This is a genomic window from Citricoccus sp. SGAir0253, assembly GCF_005877055.1.
Classification (GTDB): Bacteria; Actinomycetota; Actinomycetes; order Actinomycetales; family Micrococcaceae; genus Citricoccus.
The window spans coordinates 1,082,160-1,102,388 of the sequence record NZ_CP039424.1 but is presented as its reverse complement, the minus strand read 5'-3'; the positions used below and the strand labels follow the sequence as shown (position 1 = coordinate 1,102,388).

General features: G+C 75.5%; 22 protein-coding genes. 9 read left to right on the top strand and 13 right to left on the bottom strand.

The genetic code is table 11. The features are described from left to right. Positions 1-19 precede the first annotated feature (19 nt). Positions 20-1,837 carry a bifunctional 3'-5' exonuclease/DNA polymerase gene (locus E7744_RS05070; RefSeq protein WP_137773183.1) on the top strand — a complete coding sequence of 606 codons (1,818 nt, stop codon included), beginning with the start codon at positions 20-22 and terminating at the stop codon, positions 1,835-1,837. Positions 1,838-1,868: 31 nt separating this feature from the next. Here the strand turns inward: E7744_RS05070 and E7744_RS05065 are convergent, their stop codons facing one another. The 4 genes from E7744_RS05065 to E7744_RS05050 all read right to left on the bottom strand — a co-directional run bounded on the left by E7744_RS05065 (position 1,869) and on the right by E7744_RS05050 (position 6,399). Continuing rightward, on the bottom strand, positions 1,869-2,456 hold the full coding sequence (locus E7744_RS05065; protein WP_246858618.1) for a thymidine kinase: 588 nt from the start codon (positions 2,454-2,456) through the stop codon (positions 1,869-1,871). A gap of 207 nt (positions 2,457-2,663) precedes the next feature. Continuing rightward, positions 2,664-3,719 carry a tellurite resistance/C4-dicarboxylate transporter family protein gene (locus tag E7744_RS05060; protein WP_210417161.1) on the bottom strand — a complete coding sequence of 352 codons (1,056 nt, stop codon included), beginning with the start codon at positions 3,717-3,719 and terminating at the stop codon, positions 2,664-2,666. A gap of 67 nt (positions 3,720-3,786) precedes the next feature. Then, a complete protein-coding gene (locus E7744_RS05055) occupies positions 3,787-6,036 on the bottom strand; it encodes a transglycosylase domain-containing protein (protein ID WP_246858554.1) in 2,250 nt (749 codons plus the stop codon). Between the two features lie 117 nt (positions 6,037-6,153). Beyond that, positions 6,154-6,399: a DUF2630 family protein gene (locus E7744_RS05050; RefSeq protein WP_137773181.1), complete on the bottom strand. Its 246-nt coding sequence runs from the start codon at positions 6,397-6,399 to the stop codon at positions 6,154-6,156. A 187-nt stretch (positions 6,400-6,586) separates the two neighbouring features. Between E7744_RS05050 and E7744_RS05045 the strand changes: the two genes are divergently transcribed. Continuing rightward, positions 6,587-6,862, top strand: coding sequence for an acylphosphatase (locus E7744_RS05045; RefSeq protein ID WP_137773180.1), 276 nt, complete (start codon positions 6,587-6,589; stop codon positions 6,860-6,862). Positions 6,863-6,895: 33 nt separating this feature from the next. On the opposite strand, the gene E7744_RS05040 is transcribed toward E7744_RS05045, so the two are convergent. Further along, positions 6,896-8,224: a Na+/H+ antiporter family protein gene (locus E7744_RS05040; protein ID WP_246858553.1), complete on the bottom strand. Its 1,329-nt coding sequence runs from the start codon at positions 8,222-8,224 to the stop codon at positions 6,896-6,898. A 133-nt stretch (positions 8,225-8,357) separates the two neighbouring features. Next, positions 8,358-8,870 carry a hypothetical protein gene (locus E7744_RS05035; protein ID WP_246858552.1) on the bottom strand — a complete coding sequence of 171 codons (513 nt, stop codon included), beginning with the start codon at positions 8,868-8,870 and terminating at the stop codon, positions 8,358-8,360. A 237-nt stretch (positions 8,871-9,107) separates the two neighbouring features. Here E7744_RS05035 and E7744_RS05030 point away from each other — a divergent pair, with 237 nt between their 5' ends. The 4 genes from E7744_RS05030 to E7744_RS05015 are packed head-to-tail and all read left to right on the top strand — an operon-like array spanning position 9,108 to position 13,295. Beyond that, positions 9,108-9,794: an NUDIX domain-containing protein gene (locus tag E7744_RS05030; protein ID WP_137774857.1), complete on the top strand. Its 687-nt coding sequence runs from the start codon at positions 9,108-9,110 to the stop codon at positions 9,792-9,794. Beyond that, the gene (nadA, locus tag E7744_RS05025; protein ID WP_371415379.1) at positions 9,791-11,185 is read left to right on the top strand and encodes a quinolinate synthase NadA; all 1,395 of its coding nucleotides are present in this window, start codon (positions 9,791-9,793) and stop codon (positions 11,183-11,185) included. The genes E7744_RS05030 and nadA overlap by 4 nt, the downstream gene beginning before the upstream one ends. Further along, positions 11,182-12,150: a carboxylating nicotinate-nucleotide diphosphorylase gene (gene nadC / locus E7744_RS05020; RefSeq protein ID WP_137773179.1), complete on the top strand. Its 969-nt coding sequence runs from the start codon at positions 11,182-11,184 to the stop codon at positions 12,148-12,150. The genes nadA and nadC overlap by 4 nt, the downstream gene beginning before the upstream one ends. Beyond that, positions 12,147-13,295 carry a cysteine desulfurase family protein gene (locus tag E7744_RS05015; protein ID WP_137773178.1) on the top strand — a complete coding sequence of 383 codons (1,149 nt, stop codon included), beginning with the start codon at positions 12,147-12,149 and terminating at the stop codon, positions 13,293-13,295. Before nadC ends, E7744_RS05015 begins: the two co-directional genes overlap by 4 nt. A gap of 67 nt (positions 13,296-13,362) precedes the next feature. On the opposite strand, the gene E7744_RS05010 is transcribed toward E7744_RS05015, so the two are convergent. Next, entirely contained in the window at positions 13,363-13,929 is a 567-nt protein-coding gene (locus tag E7744_RS05010) for a hypothetical protein (protein WP_137773177.1), read from the bottom strand. 333 nt (positions 13,930-14,262) lie between these two features. Between E7744_RS05010 and E7744_RS05005 the strand changes: the two genes are divergently transcribed. Further along, positions 14,263-14,472 (top strand): dodecin, encoded by a 210-nt coding sequence (locus E7744_RS05005; protein ID WP_137773176.1) that lies wholly within the window; start codon positions 14,263-14,265, stop codon positions 14,470-14,472. Here the strand turns inward: E7744_RS05005 and E7744_RS05000 are convergent. The 4 genes from E7744_RS05000 to E7744_RS04985 are packed head-to-tail and all read right to left on the bottom strand — an operon-like array spanning position 14,444 to position 16,507. Then, positions 14,444-15,070: a dihydrofolate reductase family protein gene (locus tag E7744_RS05000; RefSeq protein WP_137773175.1), complete on the bottom strand. Its 627-nt coding sequence runs from the start codon at positions 15,068-15,070 to the stop codon at positions 14,444-14,446. The two genes, E7744_RS05005 and E7744_RS05000, sit on opposite strands and share 29 nt — an antisense overlap. Continuing rightward, positions 15,067-15,615, bottom strand: coding sequence for a hypothetical protein (locus tag E7744_RS04995; protein ID WP_210417160.1), 549 nt, complete (start codon positions 15,613-15,615; stop codon positions 15,067-15,069). The genes E7744_RS05000 and E7744_RS04995 overlap by 4 nt, the downstream gene beginning before the upstream one ends. After that, a complete protein-coding gene (locus E7744_RS04990; protein WP_137773174.1) occupies positions 15,612-16,127 on the bottom strand; it encodes an isoprenylcysteine carboxylmethyltransferase family protein in 516 nt (171 codons plus the stop codon). The genes E7744_RS04995 and E7744_RS04990 overlap by 4 nt, the downstream gene beginning before the upstream one ends. Positions 16,128-16,186: 59 nt before the next feature. Next, positions 16,187-16,507: a 4a-hydroxytetrahydrobiopterin dehydratase gene (locus E7744_RS04985; protein WP_137773173.1), complete on the bottom strand. Its 321-nt coding sequence runs from the start codon at positions 16,505-16,507 to the stop codon at positions 16,187-16,189. A 98-nt stretch (positions 16,508-16,605) separates the two neighbouring features. Between E7744_RS04985 and arfB the strand changes: the two genes are divergently transcribed. Next, on the top strand, positions 16,606-17,046 hold the full coding sequence (gene arfB, locus E7744_RS04980; RefSeq protein ID WP_137773172.1) for an alternative ribosome rescue aminoacyl-tRNA hydrolase ArfB: 441 nt from the start codon (positions 16,606-16,608) through the stop codon (positions 17,044-17,046). A 73-nt stretch (positions 17,047-17,119) separates the two neighbouring features. Here arfB and E7744_RS04975 read toward each other — a convergent pair whose 3' ends face one another. Next, a complete protein-coding gene (locus E7744_RS04975) occupies positions 17,120-17,839 on the bottom strand; it encodes a VOC family protein (RefSeq protein ID WP_137773171.1) in 720 nt (239 codons plus the stop codon). Between the two features lie 102 nt (positions 17,840-17,941). Between E7744_RS04975 and E7744_RS04970 the strand changes: the two genes are divergently transcribed. Next, positions 17,942-18,490: an NYN domain-containing protein gene (locus E7744_RS04970; RefSeq protein ID WP_137773170.1), complete on the top strand. Its 549-nt coding sequence runs from the start codon at positions 17,942-17,944 to the stop codon at positions 18,488-18,490. Between the two features lie 37 nt (positions 18,491-18,527). Here the strand turns inward: E7744_RS04970 and E7744_RS04965 are convergent, their stop codons facing one another. Continuing rightward, on the bottom strand, positions 18,528-20,183 hold the full coding sequence (locus E7744_RS04965) for an ABC-F family ATP-binding cassette domain-containing protein (protein WP_137774855.1): 1,656 nt from the start codon (positions 20,181-20,183) through the stop codon (positions 18,528-18,530). Positions 20,184-20,229: the final 46 nt, after the last annotated feature.

The following is a 20,229-nucleotide window of genomic DNA, read 5'->3' as shown; positions in this document are numbered from 1 at the left end:
CGTCGGGTTGACTGGGGGGATGCACATCGTCCTCGCACCGGCTCCCCCGCCGGGCGCCGCCGACGGCGCGGCCCCGGCCGGGCCCGCCGGCCAGCCCCCCGCGTCCGGTCCCGCCGCCCCGTGGTCCGCCGTGGTGGTGGACGAGCACGGCACCGTGCGCCCCGGTCGCCCGGCCACCGCGCCGCTGCCGGAGCTGGTGCGCGGGCTGCCGGGCCGGCTGGGGGTGGACCCGGAGGCGGTGCGCTGGGTGTTCGCCTCCGTGGCGGTCGGCTACCCGGCGCTGCTGGAGGCCGGGATCGAGCTCGGCCGCTGCTGGGACCTGGGCCTGTGCCAGCGCATCCTCTCCGGTGCCGCCACGCGGGACTCGACGGGCGTGCGCTACGCACCGGCCGTCGTCGTGCCCGTCCGGGACCCGGAACCGGCGACGCCGGCTCCCCCGCCCGGACCGGACCAGGGCGCCTTCTTCGACCTGCCCGCCCGCGGGCCGGACGGCGGCCCGGTGCCGCGGGCGGCGGACCTGGCCCGCGAGCTCGGGGCCCAGCTCGCGGCCGTGGCGGGCGCACGCCACCCGGGACGGCTGCGGCTGCTGCTGGCCGGGGAGTCGCAGGGCGCGCTGGTGGCCGCGGAGATGCTGCACGAGGGGCTGCCGTGGCGCCGGGACGTGCACGAGGCGATGCTGGCCCGGCTGCTCGGGCCGCGGCCGCCCGAGGGGCAGCGGCCGGCCCGGCTGCAGGAGCTGGCCGGGCGCATCGGCACCACCCTGGGCGCCCCGGGCCTCAACCCGGACTCGCCGCAGGACCTACTGCGGGCCCTGCGCGCGGCGGGGGTGCCCGTGTCCTCCACGCGCGCGGGGGAGCTCAGGCACTGGATCGCCGGCGGCGGGCCGGACACCCCGCGGCGCTCGGCGCTGCTGGCGGACGTGCTCGAGTACAAGGGCCTGTACCGGCTGTGGACCGCGAACGGCTGGCACTGGCTGGACGAGTGGGTGCATGGGGGCCGCTTCCACCCGGCCTACGCCGTGGGTTCGGTGGTGACGGGCCGGTGGGCCGCCCACGGCGGCGGGGCCATGCAGGTGCCGGCGGCGGTGCGCGACGCCGTGCGGGCCGACCCGGGGCACGTGCTCACGGTGGCCGACGCCTCGCAGGTGGAGCCGCGCATCCTCGCGGCGATGTCCGGGGACCGGGCGCTGGCCGCCGCCGGCTCCGGCCACGACCTCTACCTCGCCGTGGCCGAGCAGGGCCGGCGCGCGGGCTCGGAGATCGGCGACCGCTCGCGCGCCAAGGTCGCGCTGCTGGGCGCCATGTACGGGGCGACGACGGGCGACTCCGCCGCGCTCATGCCGCACCTGCGCCGGCTGTACCCCGAGGCGATCGGGCTGCTCGAGCGGGCGGCGCGCGCCGGCGAGGAGGGCGGCCAGGTCTCCACGTGGCTGGGGCGCACCTCGCCGCCGCCGGGCCCCGAATGGCTCCGCACGGTCGCCGACGTGGGCACCGCCGAGGCCGAGTCGAGGGCGCGGACCGTGCGGCGCGGCGCGGGACGGTTCACCCGCAACTTCGTGGTGCAGGGCACCGCGGCGGAGTGGGCGCTGTGCTGGATGGGCGAGATCCGGCGCCGGCTGCGCGAGGGCGGTCCCGGGCACCCGGCCGGGCTGCGGACCCGGCTGGTGTTCTTCGTGCACGACGAGGTGGTGCTGCACGGACCGGCCGGGGAGGCCGAGGCCGTGGAGCGCATCGTCACGGAGTCCGCCGAGGCCGCCGGCCGGCTGCTCTTCGGGGCGGCCCCGGTGGGGTTCCCGCTCACGGTGGCCGCCGTGGAGTCCTACGCGGACGCCCACTGAGGAGCGCCGGGTGCAGGCGCCGCCGTGGCCGCTACCGGTCCGCGCTTCCCGCCGCGGCCGGCCGGGCGTGGGCCCGGCAGCGCGCCTGGTAGGTCTCCGCCCCGCCCACGTGGTGGGCTGCGGCCACCCGGGAGTCGCCGGGCCCCGCGCCGCCCGCACCCGCGCCGCGGCGGCCGCCGTCGCCGGCCGGGAGCCGCACGTGGAAGGCGGCGTCCTCCCCGCAGGTCGAGCACACGGCGGTCAGCTTGACCACGTCCTCGGCCACGGCCATGAGGGCCGGGAGCGGCTCGAAGGGCAGCCCGTCGAAGGTCACGCACAGCCCGGAGACCACGACCGTCAGTCCCTCCCCCGCCAGCCGCGTGACCACCGGCACCAGCTCGGGGCCGAAGAACTGGGCCTCGTCCACGGCCAGCAGGTCCAGCTCCTGGTCCGCCACCAGTGCGGCGAGGCCCGCGGCGTCCGCCACGGAGCGGGCGGGGATGCTCAGCCCGGCGTGCGAGGCGATGTCCGCCGAGCCGTGGCGCAGGTCCAGCGCGTGGTTGACGACCTCCACGGAGAGCCCGGCCAGCCACGCCCGGCGCACCCGGCGCATGAGCTCCTCGGACTTGCCGGCGAACATCGGCCCGGCGATCACCTGGAGCCGGCCGGCCCTGCCGGAGCCCCTCGTCCGCGTGGCCCGGCGGCTCCGTCCGGACCCGCCCGCGCTGCCCGTCCCGTCCCGCGTCGTGGTCATGCGCCCATCCTAGGGACGCGCGGCCGACCGGGCCGGGGCTGCCGGAGAGGGGGACTGCCGGCGCGGGGGCCGCCATGGGGGTCGCCCTCCGGTTCACCGCGGGGACCGCAGGACGGAGGCCCAGGACGCGACCATGGCCAGGGACGTCGCCGCCCAGGCGGCCAGGGCCACCCACGTCCAGAGCTCCCCGATCCGCGCGACGATCGGCAGCTGGTCGGCGCGGCCCAGGTACATCCCGGCGACCGCGTACATCCCCAGGGGGAAGACGATGCTCCACAGGGTGGGGCTGTAGCGCAGCGGCACGCCCTTGAGCCAGTGCCGCCACACCCCCGCGGCGAACAGCACGGGGATCAGCCACGTGGCGAAGCACCACAGCACCACGGAGGCGCCCGCCACGAGCCCCCGCACGGCGTCCACCATGGGGGTGCTCTCCATCTCCACGATCCGGGAGCCGGCCACGATGGTGATCGCGATGGCCCCCATGGACACCCAGTAGGGCGGCTGGAACTGCTCCGGGGCCAGCGGGAAGGCCAGCATGCGGTAGACGACGAGGATCGCCACGGCCACGTACAGGGCGATCCCGATGGACCAGGCGAAGACGGCGAGCATGGCCAGGGCGTTGCGGCCCCCCGGCACGTCCGGCTCCAGGGTCGCCGCCACCACGGCCACCGACTGGGCGGCGACCACCCAGATGAACCACGTGCCGTTGGCGTGCGCCGTGACGGGCCGCTCGGCGCGGCCGAGCACGGCCGTCCACGGCACGGCGTAGCCGAGCAGCAGCCAGCTGACCGCGCCGACCGCCAGCAGGACCCCGGCCGGGGCGAGGGCCCCGATCCCGGAGAGGCAGGCCGCCAGCACGTCGGTGGCCGCCACGAACGTGAAGACGAGGAAGGCGGTGGACGAGTCGTGGAAGTCCTTCCCGTAGGCGCGCCGGTAGGCGACCAGCCGCCAGGCGTTGAGCACCACGAGCAGCGCATAGCCGACGCCGGCCACCACCAGCAGGGCGGCCGAGGGGGCGTCCCAGCCGCGCTGGGCCGCCCCGATGGAGAGGATCCCGGTGGCCATGACGAAGGCGAAGCAGCCCGGGGACAGGTGCTCGGGCGTGAGCCGGCGCAGGGCCGTTCCCCGGGTGCGCGTCATGCTGGCCATGGCACCGATCGTAGCCAGCGCCCCGGGACCCCGCCGCGGCCGCGACGGCCGCCGCCCGGCCCCGGGCCTACGGGGCCTGCTGGGCCGGCGACGACGGCGTCGGGGTGGGTGCCGCGCCCTCGCCGCCCGAGGGGGCCGGCGTCGGGGCGGAGCCGTCCGCGGGTGCCGGGGCGGGCGAGGCCGCCGGGCCGGAGGCGCCGGGCTCGCTGCCGTCACCGCCCATGCGGTACCGCTCCGGGTTGGCCGGGTCCCGGAACGGCGAGTCCTCCGCGGCCCGGAACGGCCGGGCCTGGAGGGACGGGGCCGCCTGCTTCATGTACCGCATCCACTGCGGACCGGCCAGGGTGCTGCCCCAGAAGTCCTCGTGCACCTGCCCGTCCACGGCCTGGCCGGCCAGCGTCCCGAGTCCGGTGTAGTTGCCCACCCAGCTCGCGGTGGACAGGTCGCTCGTGTAGCCGATGAACCACGTGGAGGACTGGGAGTTGTTGGTGCCGGTCTTGCCGCCCATCGGCACGCCCGGGTCCACCCCGGCCTCGTCGGCGTTGCGCCGCGCGATCTGGGTCAGGGTCTCGTTCAGCTGGGCCACCACCTCCGGATCCAGCGCCTGCTGGCACTGCGGCCCGCCGACGTCGTAGGTCTTGCCGCTGGAGTCCTTGACCGACTCGATGGCGCGCGGCCGGCAGTACGTGCCGTCCGCGGCGAAGGCGGCGTAGGCCGCGGCCTGGGTCATCGGCGCGAACTCCTCGGAGCCCAGGATGAAGGACGGGTTGGCGGGGTTCAGCGGCTTGCCGTCGTCCGCCCGGTGCACGCCCAGCCGGCCCGTCACGTCGGTGATGCCGCACAGGTCCAGCTCCTGCGCCATGTTCACCATGACGGTGTTGATGGACCAGTAGAGGCCGAAGTCCGCGGTCATCGGCCGCTTCATGTCCCCGATGACGTTGTTGACGCTCCAGCCGCCGGCGTCCGGGATGGCGACGTTGCCGCCGGGCTGGCACGAGGCCCGGAACTGCTCGCCCTGGCGCCAGTGGTCCTGGGAGGCGTCCACCATGTCCGCCATGGACCGGCCGTCCTCGAGCCAGGCCGCGGCGACGTACGGCTTGAGCGAGGACCCGCCCTGGAAGCCGTTGCCCCCGCCCTGCGCCGCGTCCACGTTGAGGTTCAGGACGGTGTTGCCGGCGCCCTCCTCGGGCGCGTAGTTCGTGTTCTGCGCCATGGCCCGCACGTTGCCCGTGCCGGGCTCGACCGAGACGAGGGCGGAGCCGGCACCGGAGGGGTCGCCCACCGGGACGGTCTCCTCCACCGAGGCCTGGGCCTGCTGCTGGAGCTTCGGGTCCAGGGTGGTGGTGATCTCCAGGCCGCCGCGCTGCAGCAGCTGGCGGCGCGCCTCCTCGTCGGGCCCGAACGCGTCGTTCGCCACGATCTCCCGCTGGACGTAGTCACAGAAGTACGGCGCCTGGGAGGCGGCGATGCAGCCGGTCTTCTCCCGGTGGATGTCCAGGCCCAGCTCGCTGTTCCGGGCCTCGTCGTGCTCCTGCCGGGTGATGTACCCCTGGGCGAGCATGGAGTCCAGCACCACGTTGCGCCGCTGGACCGCCGCCTCCGGGTTGGTCTCGGGGTTGTAGCCGTTGGGCGACTTCACCAGGCCGGCGAGCGTGGCCGACTGGGCGACGGTCAGCTCGGAGGCGGGCACGCCCCAGTAGTACTGGGCCGCCGCCTCCACGCCGTAGTTGCGCCCGCCCAGGAGCACGATGTTGAGGTAGCCCTCGAGGATCTGCTCCTTGGTCAGGTCCTGCTCCACGGAGACGGCCAGCTTCATCTCCTTGAGCTTGTCCGTGTAGGTCTTCGTGCCGGAGATCGTCAGCCGGTCGGCGCCGCGCCGCAGGTCCGCGTTGATGAGCATGTTGTTGACGTACTGCTGCGTGATGGTGGAGGCGCCCTGCTCGGAGCCCGAGGACGCGTTGGTCACGAGGGCCCGGCCGATGCCCTGCGGGTCGATCCCGCCGTGCTCCCAGAACCGCTCGTCCTCGATGGCGATGATGGCGTCCTGCATGTCCTGGCTGATCTGGTCCAGCGTCACGGGGTCGCGGTTCTCGGCGTAGAACCGGGCCAGCTCCGTGCCGTCGGAGGCCAGCACGCGCGAGGGGACGCTGATGGGCTCCTCCCGCAGCTCGGCCGGGAACTCCTCGATCAGGTCGGAGCCGGTGGCGGCGGTGGCCCCGCCGGTCGCGGCGAGGGGGACGGCGAGGCCGGCCACGAGGACCCCGGCCAGCGCGCTCACGCCGAGGAAGACGAGGATCTTCCCGGCCGTCGTGGACATCACGTTTCGGACACGGTGCATTCCTCGACCCTCGCATCCGTTTCTGGACGGTTGCTGGACATCCCCGGCACGGCAGGGCCGTCCGTGGCACGGTGCGCCAGGGCGGGGCGCGCGGCGTCAGCTGAGGTAGCCCTCGACCGTGCCGTCGGGCCGCGGCTGCGCCTCGTCCGGGTCGAGGCCGGCCTCGCGGCGCGCCTTGCGCTGGCGCAGCAGGTCCCAGCACCGGTCCAGCTCGATCTCGATCTCGCGCAGCCGCCGGTTCTCGTCGCCCTCGTCGATCACGCCGTCACCGAGCTGCTCGCGCAACCGGTGCTCCTGCTCGACGAGGCCGTTGATCCGCTCAAGGATGGAGGAGTCGTCCATGTCCCCCATCATGGGCCCCGGACCCCGCCGGCAGAAGGCCCGGGCGGCCCGGGGGCCGGGCCGACCACCGCGCGACCCGACGGTGGCCCGCGACCCGTCCCCGGTGGGAGGGTGGACGCGAAGCCGCGAAGCCGCGAAGCCGCGAAGCCGCGAAGCTGCGGGGACGTCGAGGACGGGAGGATCCGGCATGGAGGCGGTGCACCTGCTCGTGAGCGGGACCGTGCAGGGCGTGGGCTACCGCGCCGCGTGCCGGCGGGCCGCGGAGTCCGCCGGCGCCACCGGCTGGGTCCGGAACCTCGACGACGGCCGGGTCGAGGCCGTCGTCGCCGGCTCCCGGGAGGCGGTCGAGGCGATGGTCGTCTGGTGCCACGAGGGGCCCCGTGCGGCGGTCGTCGACCGGGTCGAGGCCGCGCCGCTCGACGCGCCGCCCCCGGGCCTGGCCGACCGGTTCGAGGTGCGCTGAGGCCCGCGCCGGCCGAGCCGCCCCCCGTCCGGCCTAGAGCACCATGGCGGCGACGACGCCGCCGGCGAACAGCGGGATGTTGAAGTGCACGAAGGTCGGCACGCAGGTGTCCCAGATGTGGTGGTGCTGGCCGTCGGCGTTGAGCCCGGACGTCGGGCCGAGGGTGCTGTCCGAGGCGGGCGAGCCGGCGTCGCCGATGGCGCCGGCGGCACCGACGAGGGCGGCGGTGGCCAGGGGGCTGAACCCGACGGCGGCGCACAGCGGCACGAAGATCGCGGCGAGGATCGGGACGGTGCCGAAGGAGGATCCGATGCCGAGGGTCACGACGAGGCCCACGGTCATCATGACCACGGCCGCCAGCAGCCGGCTGCCGCCGATCCACCCGCTGGCCGTGCTGACCAGCTCCTCCACGGCGCCGGTCTCGGTGAGCACGGAGGCATAGCCGGAGGCCACCAGCATGATGAACGCGATCGTGCCCATCATCGTCACGCCGCCGTGGGCCAGCTCGTCCGAGGACCGCCACCGCTCCCCGCGGAACACGAAGATCACCAGGACGCCGCCGAGGGCCGCGATGACGAGGGAGCCGAAGACGAGCTGCAGTGCGAGGGTCACGGCGAGGCCCACGAGCACCACGACGTGCTGGCGCGTCCAGCTCTCCGCGGTGGCGGCGCCGGCCCCGGGAGCGGACCCGAACAGCGAGGCGCCGAGCCCGGGGGCCGCGTCCCGGTATTCTCGCGGCCGCCGGTAGGTCACGAGGATGGCGATCACCAGGCCGATCACCATGCTGGCCACCGGGATGGCCATGGCGAGCGGGACCTGGGACAGCTCGATGTCCATCCCGTGGGCGGCCATCTCGTCGAGGATGATGTTCTGGAAGATCAGGCCGAACCCGAGCGGGACCAGCATGTACGGGGCCTTCAGCCCGAAGGTCAGGGCGGTGGCCACGGCCCGCCGGTCCACGCCCATCCGGTTGAAGACCGCCAGCAGCGGGGGGATGAGGATGGGGATGAACGCGATGTGCACCGGGACGAGGTTCTGGGACAGGCACGCCAGTCCGGCGATCCCGAACAGGGTCATGGCCCGCCGGCCGTGGATGTGCGGCAGGACCCGGCGGATGAGCCTCTCGGTGATCCCCGAGCGGGCCACCATGACGGACAGGATGCCGAGCAGGATGTAGCTCAGGGCCGTCTCGCCCTGGCCGCCGAGCCCCCCGACGAGGGTGGAGATGGTCCCCTCGACGTCGAGCCCGCCGAGCAGGCCCGCGACGAGCGCGGCGATGAGCAGGGCGACGATGACGTTGACACGGGCCAGGCTCAGGATGGCGAGCACGAGCACGGACACGACGACGGGGTTCAGCAGCACGGCGGGGATGACCTCGGCTTCGGCAGGCGCGGGTGGGCGGTGGGGCGCATCCGCGCCCCGAAGAGTGTAGCCGCTGCCCACCCCGTCCGGCCGGGTCAGGACCGGGAAGCCGCCGGCCCCGTGCCCCCCCCGCTCAGGCCGCGAGGGCCGTCATGTAGGCGCCTTGGAGGATCTCGGCGACGTCCGGCACCTGGTAGAAGGCGTCCAGGGTGTCCATGAAGTGGCCCATGAACTGGTGGAAGTCCTCCGCCGCGTCCTCCTGGTCCATGAGCACGGTGCCGGCGGCGGGCCCGCCGGCCGCGTCCGCCACGGGGATCCGCGCGGTGCCCTCGACCTCGAACCAGGCGCGGAAGCCGGTGACGGTCTCCACCTGGTAGCCCGTGCCGGTGTCCGCCACGGTCGCCACGTTGGTCAGGTCGATGCTGGTGACCCGGCCGGCCGGCCGCGCCGTGCCCTCGGCGATCGCGCCCAGGTCCGCGAGGTCCACCGGGCAGAGCAACAGTTCCAGGGAGGTGCGGCGGTAGCCGAGCACCAGGACCGGCCCGGGCCCGGAGGGCTGGCCGTACACCAGGCTGTAGTCGCCGTGGTTCATGACGCGGGCCTCGAAGGCCTCGCGGAGCACGCTCTTGAGTTCTCCCCCGTCCATGCCGACCAGTCTAGCCGATCCTGTGAGCGCCGTCACAGTCGTCGTCACAGTCGATGTGACGGGCGTCACGGTCGGCACGGCCATCCCGCGGCCACCGCCAGACCGTGACGCGGCGATGTCACACGGGTCCCGCGACCGCCCCTTCGGGTCACCACGACTGTATGATGGAGGCCACACACTTAATGTCACCGTGACACTAAGCAGGAGGGAGTCCCCGTGCAGGAGCAGTCGGTCCGGATGGCGGTGTCCACCGTCATCTTCGCGCTGCGCGCGGAGGACGGGTCCGCGCCCTCGCTGTGGACGCCGTTCGTGCGCCGCACGCGCGAGCCGCACCTGGACCAGTGGGCCCTGCCCGGCGGCTGGCTGCCGGACGCCGAGCCCCTCGAGGCGGCCGCGGCGCGCACCCTGGCGGAGACCACCGGCCTGCGCCCCAGCTACCTCGAGCAGCTCTACACCTTCGGGGACGTGGACCGCTCCCCCACCGGACGGGTCGTCTCGGTCGTCTACTGGGCGCTCGTGCGCTCCGACGAGGTGGCCGGCGCCGCCGTCGGGAACAACGTCGAGTGGTTCCCCGCGGACCACCTGCCGGACCTGGCCTTCGACCACAACGCGATCGTGGACTACGCGCTGCGGCGCCTGCGCACCAAGGTCGAGTACGCGGACATCGCCCACACGCTGCTGGGCGAGACCTTCACCCTCGCCCAGCTGCGCTCCGTCCACGAGGCCGTGCGCGGCCACCCGCTGGACCCGGCCAACTTCCGCCGGTCCATCACCGCCTCCGCCGAGATCGTGGAGACCGGCGAGCGCCTGGCCGGCACCCCGCACCGGCCGCCGAAGCTGTACCGCTACCGCGACTTCACCCGCGCCGCCGGCGCCCCCGCAGAGACCCCCACCCCCACCGAGAAGACAAGGACGCTCTCGTGAGCCTCACCACCGACTCCCCCACCGTCATCCCCGGCACGGCCGCCCCCGCGGGCGGCGCCAGCGTGCACCGCGCGCTGGACCTGATCGCCACGGGCGCCGCCGCCGGCTCCAGCTGCTCCCCGGAGCTGACGGCCGGGCCGTGGACCTTCGACGCCGGCGCCCCCGGCTACGGCCCCGGCGCCTCCCAGCGGGACGCCATCCCCGCCGGCGCGCCCCGCCAGGGCGCCATCCCCGAGGAGTACCAGCGCGCCTCCGACGCCGAGCTGCACGAGCGCATCGCGGCCGCCAAGGCCACGCTCGGGGACCGGGTCGTGGTGCTGGGCCACTTCTACCAGCGCGACGAGGTGGTGGCCCACGCCGACTTCGTGGGCGACTCCTTCCAGCTGGCGCGAGCCGCCCGGACCCGCCCGGAGGCCGAGGCGATCGTCTTCTGCGGCGTGCACTTCATGGCCGAGACCGCGGACCTGCTCTCCACCCCCGAGCAGTCCGTGATCCTGCCCAACCTGGCCGCCGGCTGCTCCATGGCGGACATGGCGGACCTGGACTCGGTGACCGAGTGCTGGGAGCAGCTCGAGGAGCTCTACGGCACGGAGCCGGACGCGGCCGGCCGGGCCCCGGTCGTCCCCGTCACCTACATGAACAGCTCCGCGGCGCTGAAGGGCTTCGTGGGCGAGCACGGCGGGATCGTGTGCACCTCCTCCAACGCCGCCGCCGTGCTGGAGTGGGCCTTCGAGCGGGGCCAGCGCGTGCTGTTCTTCCCGGACCAGCACCTGGGCCGCAACACGGCCAAGGCCATGGGCATCGGCCTGGAGCAGATGCCGCTGTGGAACCCGCGCAAGCCCCTCGGCGGCAACACCGAGGCCGAGCTGGAGCAGGCGAGGGTCCTGCTGTGGCACGGGTTCTGTTCCGTGCACAAGCGGTTCACCGTGGACCAGGTCGACCGCGCCCGCGCCGAGCACCCGGGCGTGCACGTCATCGTGCACCCGGAGTGCCCCATGCCCGTGGTGGACGCGGCGGACTCGGCCGGCTCGACCGACTTCATCGTCAAGGCGATCCAGGCCGCCCCGGCGGGGTCCACGTTCGCCATCGGCACCGAGATCAACCTCGTGCAGCGGCTGGCCGCGGAATACCCGCAGCACACGATCTTCTGCCTGGACCCGGTCATCTGCCCGTGCTCGACGATGTACCGGATCCACCCCGGCTACCTCGCCTGGGTGCTCGAGTCGCTCGTGGCCGGCGAGGTCGTCAACCGCATCCAGGTCCCCGCCGGCGTGGCCGACCCCGCGCGCGTGGCGCTCGAGAGGATGCTCGCCGTCGTGCCCCCGGCCGTCCCGACGACGGCCGGCACCCCCGCGGCCGGCCCGGCCGCCTCCCCGGCGGGCGCCCGGTGAGCGCCCCGACCGCCTGGCCCGCGGCGCCGGCGGCGCCCGGGGCCGTCGAGCGCCTCGTCGCGGCGGCCCTCGAGGAGGACGCGCCGTGGGGCGACATCACCTCGGAGGCCCTCGTGCCGCCGTCGGCCGCCGGCACCGCCCGGCTGGTGGCCCGCGAGCCCGGCGTGCTCAGCGGGATCGCGGTGTTCGCCACCGCCTTCCGGCTCGTGGACCCGGCGCTGGAGGTCCGCGCGCTCGTGGCCGACGGGGAGTCCTTCGGCGCCGGCGCGGTGCTGGCGGAGGTCACCGGCCCGGCGCGCGGGATCCTGCGCGCGGAGCGGATCGGCCTGAACTTCGTCCAGCGCATGTCCGGCATCGCCACCGAGACGGCGCGCTACGTGGCGGCGGTCGCCGGCACCGGCGCGCGGATCGTGGACACCCGCAAGACGACGCCGGGACTGCGCGTGCTCGAGCGCCAGGCCGTGCGGGACGGCGGCGGCCACAACCACCGCCACTCCCTCTCCGACGCGGTGATGGCCAAGGACAACCACCTGGCGTTCCTGGCCGAGGCCGGCCTGGGCCTCACGGAGGCGCTGCGGGCCGCGAGGGACCGGCTGCCGCACACCACGCACCTCGAGGTCGAGGTGGACCGTCTGGACCAGGTCCCCGCGGTGCTCGAGGCCGGGGTGGACACGATCATGCTGGACAACTTCTCCCTGGCGGACCTGCGCGAGGGCGTGGCCCTGGTCGGCGACGCCGCGGTGGTGGAGGCCAGTGGGGGCGTCAGCCTGCAGACCGTGGCGGACATCGCCCGCACCGGGGTGGACGTCATCTCGGTGGGCGCGCTGACCCACAGCGTGCGCGCCCTGGACCTCGGGCTGGACGTGGCCTCGGACGCGGGAGCCGGGGCGGCGGCCACGGCGACCGGCGCGAGCGGCGGCGTGGCCACCGCGGTGTCCGGCAGGACGGCCGGCGGCGGCGCGTGATCTACCTCGACCACGCGGCCACCTCCCCGGTCCGGCGGGAGGCCCTCGAGGCGATGTGGCCGTACCTCACCGGGGACTTCGGCAACCCCTCGAGCCACCACGGCCTCGGCGAGTCCGCGGCCCGGGGGCTGGCGGACGCCCGGGCCGCCGTGGCGAGGATCCTCGGGACCCGGGCGGCCGGCGTCGTGTTCACGGGCAGCGGGACCGAGGCGGACAACCTCGCGGTGAAGGGGATCGCCCTGGGCGCCCCGCGCGGCCGTCACCTCGTCACCACCCCGCTGGAGCACGAGGCGGTCCTGGCCAGCGCCGAGTACCTGCGGCGCGTGCACGGATTCACCGTGGACCACCTCACCCCGGACTCGGACGGACTCGTGTCCCCGGGCGAGCTCGCCCGGCTGGTGCGCCCGGACACCACGCTGGTGTCCGTGCAGTACGCCAACAACGAGATCGGCACCATCCAGCCGATCGCGGAGCTGGCCGCCGTGGCGCGGGAGCACCGGGTGCCGTTCCACACGGACGCGGTCCAGGCGGCGGGCTGGCTGCCACTGGACGTGGAGGGGCTCGGGGTGGACGCGCTGAGCCTGTCCGGGCACAAGGTCGGGGCCCCCAAGGGCGTCGGCGTGCTGTGGGCCCGCGGCCGACTGGCGCTGGAGCCGGTCGTGCACGGCGGCGGCCAGGAGCGGGGCCGGCGCAGCGGCACCGAGAACGTGGCCGGCGCCGTGGCCCTGGCCACGGCGCTCACGGCGGCCGAGGCCGAGCGGCCCGGGGTCGCGGAGCGGCTGGCCGGACTGCGGGACCGGTTCATCGAGCGGGTCACGGCCGCGGTGCCCAGCGCCCGGGTCACCGGCCACCGGCGGCGCCGGCTGCCGGGGACGGCCTCGTTCGTCTTCGCCGGCACCCACGGGGAGGCCGTCCTGCTGGAGCTGGAGCGGCGCGGCGTCGTGTGCTCCTCCGGCTCGGCCTGCGCCGCCGGCTCGGACGAGCCCTCGCACGTGCTCACCGCGCTCGGGCTGCCGGCGGGGCTGGCCCGGACTGCGGTGCGCTTCACGTTCGGGCCCGGGTCCACCGAGGAGGAGGCCGAGCTGGCCGCCGCGGCGGTGCGGGACGCGGTGGAGGCGGTGCGGGGGCTGCGGGCCGCCGGGTGACGGCCGGCTGACGGCAGCCGCCGTCCCCTGCTGTTCCCGCGCCCCTCGTCCCCCGCCGGCCCCGCCCTCAGCCGGCGCCGCCGGCCAGCATGAGGAACACCAGGCCGACCGCCCCGCCGAGGACCGAGCCCAGGACCACCTCCGGCAGGGCGTGGCGGGCCAGGTGCAGCCGTGACCAGCTCACCCCGAGCCAGAGCGGGACCGAGGCCGCCAGCAACCACCAGGCCCCGGTGACGCCCGGCAGCACGATCGCCGCCAGGGCGGCGCCGAGGGCGTGGATGCTGATCTTGAGGACCGTGTTGACGGCCATGACGGTCAACAGCGTGCCGACCGCCATCACCACCATGGTGCGCATCGCCGGGGCGGTGGGGACGAGGAACACCAGCGCCGCGCCCGCCAGGATGGAGGCCAAGGTCAGGGCGTAGTAGAGGTGCCGCTGCTGCCGGTGCACGATGAACCGGTCCGTGACGATCCGGCGGCGGGTCATCACGAGCGAGATGGCCTGCGGGACCGCGACGATCGGCAGCACCGTCAGCAGGGCGCTGCGCACCCAGTGCGGATCCGTGCGCACGGCCACGACCACCAGGACGACGGCGAGCAGCACGAACGGGCTGGCGCCCTCCGTCAGTGCCACGGCCAGCGCGCGCCGCCGGCGCCCGGTGCGGGCGGGGCCCCGCGAGTGGCCGGGGCCCCGCGAGTGGCCGGCACCCGGGTGAGGGGGCTCCGGGACCCGGGGCCACGTGGGCCGAGCGGGACCGGCCGCCGGCGCGGACCGCCCCGCCTGCTGCGCCGGCCCGTCGTCCGATGTCCCCTCCACGCCGGCCAGTGTAGTGGCCCCTCGTCGCGGCCCATCCGGCGCCGCCCGGGGATGCCGAGCGGGTCTGGCCGGGGGCGGGGGGCCTCCGTTACGGTGGCCAGCAGGCTGCCCGGGCGGCGAGGATCCCGGGCCGATCACCAGGAGGACGGCATGGCCAACAACACCTACAACATCACCGAGCTGGTCGGGACCTCGCCCGAGGGCGTGGACGCGGCCGTCCGCAACGCCATCACGGAGGCCTCCAAGACCCTCCGCAACCTCGACTGGTTCGAGGTGCAGTCGATCCGCGGACACGTGGAGGGCGACCGCGTGGCGGACTGGCAGGTGACCCTCAAGCTCGGCTTCCGGCACGAGGGCTGAGCACGGTCGGGACGTACTCCAGCAGGTGGGTGCGCCCGTCGAAGGTGCGGCTCTGCACCAGCTCGAGCGCGACGTCCGGGTAACCGTCGTAGATCCGCTCGGACCCGGTCACGCCGGTGATGAACGGGAAGAGCACCACGCGGAAGCGGTCCACGAGCCCGGCGGTGAGCAGTGAGCGCGCCAGGCTCAGGCTGCCGAGCGTGCTCAGCGGCCCGGTGGCCGTCCGCTTCATCGCGGCCACGGCCTCCACGGCGTCCCCGCGCACCAGGGTGGTGTTCGGCCACGCCAGGGGTTCCTCCAGCGTGGAGGAGAACACCACCTTGGGGACGGCGTCCAGGCCCGTGAGGGCCGCCGCCTCGGTGTCCGAGTACTCCGCCGTGCCGCTCGCGGCCTCGGCGGACATGGAGGACATCAGCCGGTAGGTGCGGGCGCCCAGCAACAGCGTGTAGCCCCGCTGGGCGTCCTCCTCCAGCCAGGCGAGGTATTCGGGGCTCTCGATCCCCCAGAAGCCGGGCCAGCCCTCGCCGGAGGCGTAGCCGTCCAGGGTGGTGATGAAGTCGACGAGCAGGCCGGGTGCCGTCGAGGGGTTGTCCGTCATCGTCGTGGTCCTTCCGTGGGGAGTGGTCCGGAGGCGTGCGTCCCGGAGGTCACGGGGCCGGGACCGCCGTCGCCCTCGGCATGCCAGGGCCGGCCGATCCCGCGGCGCGCGGGGGCCGGCTGGGGCCGCAGCGCGCCGAGGTGGACGGCCACCAAGACGACCTGCAGCGCACCGGCCCCGCCCCACAGGGCGTGGGGCCAGGAGAACGCGTCGAGCACGAGGCACTCCCCGGCGATCCACCCCAGCATGACCGTCCCGGCCACGAGGTGGGCCAGGGCCAGCCGCTGGGGCCACAGCCAGTGCACGAGGATCGCGAGCCACTGCCACCCGCCGGTCGCCACGCCGAGCAGGACGGCGGCCACCCCCACCCGCCCCTCGAAGGGGGTACCGGCGAGCATCTCCGTGTACCACTGGGGCATGAGCACCATGGTCGCCACCCCGAGGAGCGTGGACAGGACCTGGAAGATCGCCAGGCCGAGCAGCGAGCGCGTGACGGCCGTGCGCGCCAGGGGCACGGGCGGGTCCGGGGCGCCGGGGCGGATCACGGCCTGCTCCCCGGCGCGGCACCGGCCTCGGGAGCCCCGCCGGCCGCGGGCGACCCACCCGGCCGGCCGAGCCAGCGCGGCACGGCGGCGCAGTAGGCCTCGTACTCGGCGCCGAAGCGCTCGCGCAGCGCGCGCTCCTCGAGCGGGACCTGCATCCGGTCGAGGGCCACGGCCACGGCGGCGACCGGCAACCACGCGGCCCAGCGGTCACGAACCACGGCGTGGGCCGCCAGGAGGCCGATCATGCCGAGGTACATCGGGTTGCGGCTGATCCGGTTGGGACCCGCCGTGACGAGGGCGGCGGCCCGCTCAGGGGCCCGGGGGTCCACGGTGGTCCCGGCGGCCAGGAACCGCGCCGAGGCACCGAACATGACGACGCCGGAGGCCACGGCGAGGGTCTGGGCCGCGGCCCGGCGCACCGGCCCGGGGCTGGGGCCGCGGGGCAGCAGGCGCTGGGCCAGGGCGCCGGCGAGGGTGAGGACCGGGGGCGGGAGCGGGGCCGCGGAGGTCATGCCCCATTGTGCCGCCGGGCGCCCCACGGGCGGAACGGCGCGGCGCCTGCCCGCCGGGCTCAGGCCTTGTCGGGCGTGGGCCTGGCCCCGATGTCCGCGGCCTGCTCGCTGATGGTCCGCGCCAGGTCCAGGTCGCGGCTCGTGATCCCGCCGACGTCGTGGCTGGAGAGCGTGACGCCCACGGCGGGATAGGTCAGGAGGACGTCCGGATGGTGGTTCGCGGCCTCGGCGGCGGCACCGATCCGGTTCACCAGCTCCAGTCCCTTCGCGAAGGAGCCGGTGCGGAACCGGGCCCGGAGGGTGTCCTCGGCGTGGCGCCAGTCGGCCAGACCGGCCGCGTCCACCTCGGCGGGGGTGAGTCTGCGCTGGGGATCGCTCATGCCGTCCATCCTCCCCCGGCCCGGCCCTCGCGGGCCACGTCTGGCCGGTGACCACGTCTGGCCGCGGGCCGCCCCGTCCGTGCGGCAGACTGGTCCGCATGGACGACCTGCGCGTGCCCCCGGGACCCGGCGCGCCCCGCGGGCTGGTGGTCCCGGCCGCGGAGCTCGTCGAGCAGTTCTCCCACGCCTCGGGACCCGGTGGCCAGGGCGTCAACACGGCGGACTCGCGCGTGCAGCTCAGCCTGGACCTCGCGACCACGACGGCGCTGGGCCAGTCCCAGCGCGCCCTCGCCCTGGAGCGGCTCGCGCCACGGCTCTCGGGCACGGTGCTCACCGTCACCGCCGCCGAGCACCGGTCCCAGCGCCGCAACCGGGTGGCGGCGCGGGAACGGCTGGCCGGGCTGCTGCGCGAGGCCCTCGCTCCCCCGGTCCCCCGCCGGCCCACCCGGCGCACCCGGGGCTCGCAGCGGCGCCGGCTCGAGGCCAAGCGACAGCGCTCCGAGACGAAGCAGCACCGCCGCCGTCCCCGCCCGGACTGAGTCCCGCGCCCCGGGGCGGACGGCCCGGCGGCCGCCCACGGTGGCCGGGGCCGGGCCGCGGGAGCGGGACGGCCTATGCGCGGGCGGGCAGCACGCAGAACTCGTTGCCGGAGGGATCGGCGAACACGCGCCACGGCAGTGCGCCCCAGTCCGGGTGGAGTTCCCGGCCCCCGCGGGCGGCGATGCCGGCCGCGATGGCGCCGGGGTCGTCGTCGGGCCCCAGCCGGACGTCCAGGTGCAGCCGGTTCTTCGCTGCGCCCTTGGCGGCGCGCTCGGGGACGAGTTCCAGCAGGGGGCCGCGTCCCGAGGGGTGGCGCAGGGAGACCGGGTCGACCGCCGGCATCGACTCCCAGCCGGTGAGCCAGGCCCAGAAGGCCCCGTCACGGCGCGGAGCGGCGCTGGCCAGGGGCAGCGCGGCGAGCGGCCCGGTGCGGGCGTGGACGGGACGTTCCTCCAGGACGCAGAACGCGTTGCCCTCCGGGTCGGCGAGCACCACCCACGGCACGTCGCCCTGGCCGATGTCCAGGGGCCGCGCCCCGAGGCCGAGCAGTCGGTCCACGGTCCGCGCCTGGTCGGCGCCGGGGTGCAGGTCCGGGTGCAGCCGGGGGCCCGACGGCGGCCGGCCGGGAACCCGCTGGAAGCACAGGTCCAGCGCGAACGCGTCCCCGACGGCCAGCCGGGTCTCGTAGCCCTCCGGCTCGTCCGTGAGCGGGGTGCAGCCGAGCGCCGCCTCCCAGAACCGGCCCAGCCGCCGCGGGTCGGCCGCGTCCACCACGAGGTTCTCCAGGTCCATGGGGCCACCCTAGGGCGCCGGGCGGCACCGGCCGAGGGCGTGCCGACGTCGGCCCACGTCGCGTGCGGGGACGGCGGTCGGCGGTCGGCGTAGGCTCCCAGCATGAGCGAACGCACCACGCACCTCCTGGTGGACGGGGAGAACATCGACGCCACCCTGGGAGGGTCCGTCCTCGGCCGCCGCCCGCAGCCGGAGGAACGCCCCCGCTGGAACAAGCTGCTCGAGCACGCCCAGGAGATCTGGGGCCAGCCCGTGAACGCCCTGTTCTTCCTCGCAGCGAACGACGGCATGCCCATGCCGTTCGTCCAGGCCCTGCTGGCCCTCGGCTACCGCGTGGTGCCGCTGCAGGGCGAGGGGAAGATCGTGGACATCGCCATCCAGCGCACCCTGGAGGCCCTGTGGGACCGGCCGGCCGACGCGATCCTCGTCAGCCACGACGCGGACTTCGTGCCGCAGATGACCGCGCTCGCGGCGGACCCGCACCGTCGCACGGCCGCCATCGGGTTCCAGGAGTTCACCGCGGCGGCGCTGCGGACCGTGCCGGGGATCGAGCTGTACGACCTCGAGTACGACGTGGCGGCCTTCACCAAGGCCCTGCCGCGCGTGCGGGTCATCGACATCGACGCGTTCGACCCGCTGGAGTTCATCTAGGCTCCTCGGCCGGTTCCCCTGGCACCGGACCCGAGCCTCAGGGCTCGGTGACCCGGCCCGCCTCCACGACCCAGCGCCGGTCCGTGCGCACCGCCTCGAGCATCCGGCGGTCGTGGGTGACCAGCAGCAGTGCCCCGTCGTAGGTCTCCAGGGCCTGCTCCAGCTGCTCGATCGCCTCCAGGTCGAGGTGGTTCGTCGGCTCGTCGAGGACCAGCAGGTTCACCCCGCGCGCCTGGAGCAGGGCCAGGCCGGCGCGCGTGCGCTCCCCGGGGGAGAGCTCGTCCACGGGCCGGTCCACGTGGTCCGCCCGCAGCCCGAACTTGGCCAGCAGCGTCCGGACCCCACCCGAGGCCAACTCGGGGACCAGCGCCTCGAAGGCCGCCGCCAGCGGCCGGGGACCGGCCAGCAGCGAGCGCGCCTGGTCGATCTCCCCGACCTGCACGCTCGTCCCGAGGGCCGCGGTCCCCTCGTCCGGGCGCTGGCGGCCGAGGAGGCCGCGCAGCAGCGTGGACTTGCCGGCGCCGTTGGGACCGGTGATGCCGATGCGCTCGCGCGCGTTGACCTGCAGGGACACGGGCCCCAGCGTGAAGTCCCCCTGCCGGAACACCGCGGCGTTGAGCGTGGAGACCACCGTGCTGGACCGCGGCGCCGCCCCGATGGTGAACTCCAGGCGCCACTCCTTGCGCGGTTCCTCGACCTCCTCGAGCCGGGCGATCCGGCTCTCCATCTGCCGCACCTTCTGGGCCTGCTTCTCGCTGGACTCGGTGGAGGCCCGGCGCCGGATCCTGTCGTTGTCCGGGGCCTTCCGCAGGGCGTTGCGCACGCCCTGGCTGGACCACTCGCGCTGGGTCCGGGCCCGGGCGACGAGGTCGGCCTTCTGCCCGGCGTACTCCTCGTAGCGCTCGCGCGCATGCCGGCGGATGGTCTCGCGCTCCTCGAGGTAGGCCTCGTACCCGCCCCCGTAGAGGCGGTGCGAGTGCTGGGCGAGGTCCAGCTCGAGCACCCGCGTGACGCAGCGGGCGAGGAACTCGCGGTCGTGGCTGACCAGCACGACCCCACCGCGCAGGCCCCGGACGAAGGCCTCGAGCCGCTCGAGACCGTCCAGGTCGAGGTCGTTGGTCGGCTCGTCCAGCAGGACGATGTCGAAGCGGGAGAGCAGCAGCGCGGCCAGTCCCACGCGGGCCGCCTGCCCGCCGGAGAGCGCGGTCATGGGCGCCTGCTCCACCGGGCCGCCGTCGGGCTCCAGGCCCAGCTCGGCGAGCACGGCCGGGAGCCGCTCGTCCAGGTCGGCCGCGCCGCTGGCGAGCCAGCGGTCCAGGGCCGCGGAGTAGGCGTCGGCCTCGGCGGCCCCCGCCGCGGGGTCCGCGAGGGCCTCGGCCGTCCGGTCCATCTCGCGGGTCGCCTCGGCGCACCCGGTGCGGCGGGCGATGTAGCCGGCGACGGTCTCGCCCGGCACGCGCTCGTGCTCCTGGGGCAGCCAGCCGACGAACGCGTCCGCGGGCGAGAGCGAGACCGTGCCCGCCTGCGGCGCGTGGCGCCCGGCGAGGAGCGCCAGCAGCGTCGACTTCCCCGCCCCGTTCGCGCCGACGACGCCGACCACGTCCCCGGGGGCGACGGTGAGGTCCAGGCCCTCGAAGAGGGTGCGGTGGCCGTGGCCGCCGGCCACGCCGGAGGCCACCAGTGTCGCGGTCATCATCGTCTCCTGTCCGGGCGGGCGCCGTGTGCGCCGCACCATCGAG